2 protein-coding genes are annotated in these 3,276 nt (G+C 44.7%); both read right to left on the bottom strand.

All coding sequences use genetic code 11. The features are described from left to right. On the bottom strand, positions 1-173 hold a 173-nt coding region (locus PL9214_RS33155), incomplete at its 3' end, for an FG-GAP repeat protein (protein ID WP_186440494.1). A gap of 91 nt (positions 174-264) precedes the next feature. After that, on the bottom strand, positions 265-2,880 hold the full coding sequence (locus PL9214_RS31705) for a putative Ig domain-containing protein (protein WP_439331546.1): 2,616 nt from the start codon (positions 2,878-2,880) through the stop codon (positions 265-267). Between the last annotated feature and the right edge of the window lie 396 nt (positions 2,881-3,276).

Genomic DNA, 3,276 nt, shown 5'->3' with positions numbered 1-3,276 from the left:
CCACTGCCGTTGTTGCTATAGATTTGGCTGATGGGGTTATTAAAACTATCGTAGCCCGTGAGCAGAATGTCGGTGTCACCATCAGAGTCAAAGTCGGCTGTGGTGACGGAACTTCTGTAAACACCGGTGAGGGAGACATTGGTGTTTTCTTTAAAGTTAAAACTAGAAGTCATTTTTTTAATCCTCTTTAATGGGGTAGTGAAGTAGGGCTTGCTGAAGAAAACCGTAGAGAGACTAAGACCTGCTTAGTCTGTCTCTACTTTGTTAGAAGATAGAAGTGGTAAAGTTGGTGACAGTCAACAAGTTAGGATCAACGTTATTCAGGGTGGCGAGAATTTGATTATTGACCTGAATTTGAGTTGAACCATTGACAAGGGTTAGAGTCAGTTGTTCAAAGGTGAGACCGCCATCAAGGACGATAATATCCACCCCAGAAGTAAAGTCAGTAATGGTATCGGGGCCAAATCCTGAAACCAGAACAAAGCGGTCACTGCCTTCGCCTCCAGTCAGGGTATCAGCACCGGAGGCCCCCACCAAGATATCGTTACCTTTGCCTCCGGTGAGAATATCGTTGTCTTGGCCACCATCAAGGGTATCATCACCGTCATCGCCCCAGAGTGCATCATTGCCCTCGTTCCCGTCTAGGAGGTCGTTGTCCTCGCCTCCGTAAATCAGGTCATCCCCGGAGTTACCGGAGATTGTATCGCGCTGTTCGTTACCAAAGAGGCTATCGTCACCGTCGTTTCCTTCTATTAGGTCAGTTCCCAGGTTGCCAAAAATCAGATCAGTTTCGTTACCACCTTTAATTGAGTCATTATTCTCACCTCCAAAGAGTTGATCCTTGCCATCGCCACCATCAATTAGGTCATCTCCTTCGTTACCATTAATCGAGTCATTGCCAATATTTCCAGCAATGGTATCGTTACCCAGGTTGCCAAACAAGTCATCATCATCATCGCTGCCGTCGATTTGGTCGTTGTCTTTGCCACCCAAGACGGTATCATTGCCTTTACCAGCATCAATAAAGTCCTCACCTTGATTACCGTTAATGTAGTCATTCCCATCTCCGGTTTGGATGTTGTTGTTACCTTCTTTACCAAAGACGGTATCAGCTTCTGTTGTACCTGCTATGGATTGATCGCTGACAACGTTGGCTTTTAGGGTGGGAAAGGCGATGGCTTTCACAAAACGGGTGGGGTCGTAGATATCCCCACTGGAGNTTGGTGTTACCGTTGGTGTTGGTGTAGGTTCCGGTGTTGGTGTTACCGTTGGTGTCGGCGTGGGTGTTACCGTCGGTGTCGGTGTCGGTGTTGGTATAATGCTCAACAGGAAACTATCGCTAATACTTGCCCCGCTTTTATCGGTAGCAGTAACATTAATAGTCAACGCATCAACATCACTGTTACTGGGTATTCCTGTAAATTCTCCCGTTGTGCTATTAAACGTTAACCAACTGGGTAAAGTTGTACCATCGGCTAAGGTGGCGCTATAGGTTAAACTATCTCCTGCATCAATATCGCTGAAATTATTAACAATATTGAGATTAAAATTGCTATCTTCGTTAACGGTTTGGTTGCCGATAGCAGTCGTAGTTGGAGCATCGTTAACGTTATTAACGGTGAGTTGGAAACTATTTTCAACGGTGGCATTACTGCTATCGGTTGCGATAACTTTAATGTCAAGATTTCCGACATCACTGTTAGTCGGTGTTCCGATAAAAGTTCCCGTTGTGCTGTCGAAAGTTAACCAACTGGGTAAAGGTTTATCATCGGCTAAGGTGGCGGTATAGGTTAAACTATCTCCTGCATCAATATCGCTGAAATTATTAATNAAGGCTTTACCATCGGCTAAGGTGGCGGTATAGGTTAAACTATCTCCTGCATCAATATCGTTAAAGTTATTAACAATATTGAGACTGAAACTGCTATCTTCGTTAACGGTTTGGTTGCCAATAGCAGTCGTAGTCGGAGCATCATTAACGTTATTAACGGTGAGTTGGAAACTATTTTCAACTGTGGCATTACTGCTATCTTTAGCTGTCACTTTGATAGCAATATTTCCGACATCACTGTTAGTCGGTGTTCCGGTAAAAGTTCCCGTTGTGCTGTCGAAAGTTAACCAACTGGGTAAGGCTGTACCATCGGCTAAGGCGGCGCTATAGGTTAGGATGTCTCCATCAATATCGCTAAATTTATTAGCAATATTGAGATTGAAATTGCTATCTTCGTTAACGGTTTGGTCGGTAATCGTAGTGGCTGTTGGAGCGTCGTTAATATTAGTAACAACAGAAGTTGGACTACTATTAACCGTTTCTGCTGTCCCTTGTCCGTCGATATAACTAACTTTGACCTGTACCTTTTTCCCAACTTGGGTTTGAGATAAGGCAAAAGTATTATTAGTCGCTCCACTAATATTAGTCCAGGTGACTCCATTATCGGCTGACTCTTGCCATTGATAATTAAATGTTCCTAAACCATCAACATCCGCTAAGGTATTAGTTGTTGCGGTTAAGGTTTGGTTTTGAGTTGCTGTCCCTGTAATATTAACATTACCTGTAGGTAAGTCGTTAACGTTATTAACGGTGAGTTGGAAACTATTTTCAACGGTGGCATTACTGCTATCTTTAGCTGTCACTTTGATAGCAATATTCCCGACATCACTGTTAGTCGGTGTTCCGGTAAAAGTTCCCGTTTTGCTGTCGAAAGTTAACCAACTGGGTAAAGGTTTACCATCGGCTAAGGCAGCACTATAGGTTAGGATGTCTCCATCAATATCGCTAAAATTATTAGCAATATTGAGACTGAAACTGCTATCTTCTGTTGCGGTTTGAGCCGTGATAGGAGTTGCAGTTGGAGCGTCGTTAACGGCCGTAACCGTAATGGAGGCGGTGGCGGTGTTGACGCTAAAGGCTGTTGTACCACCGTTAATGCTGGTGTCGGCTGTACTTCCGACTGTACCTGTGGACTTATCCCAAGCCCGGAAGGTGAGGGCAGTGGTAATCGTCCCGTTGTAGTGGGCAGTGGGTTGGAAACGAACTTTATTCCCCGCATCTAATAATAGGGCGTTACTGTTGCTGACGGTGGGGAAGTTTGTCCAGGTTGTACCGTTGGTGGAATATTGCCAAGTACCGTTATTGTCGGCGGCTGTAATCGCGATGGCTTCGGTGATGGTGGTGGTGTCTACATCGGATATGGGGAAAAGATTGTTATAGATTTTGCTGATGCGGCCAGAACTATCTTTGCCCGTGAGCAGGATGTCGGTGTCCCCATCAGAGTC

This window comes from Planktothrix tepida PCC 9214 (assembly GCF_900009145.1).
GTDB classification, from domain to species: domain Bacteria; phylum Cyanobacteriota; class Cyanobacteriia; order Cyanobacteriales; family Microcoleaceae; genus Planktothrix; species Planktothrix tepida.
Note: the sequence above shows the minus strand (reverse complement) of the source record. Positions and strands in the feature narration are given on the sequence as shown.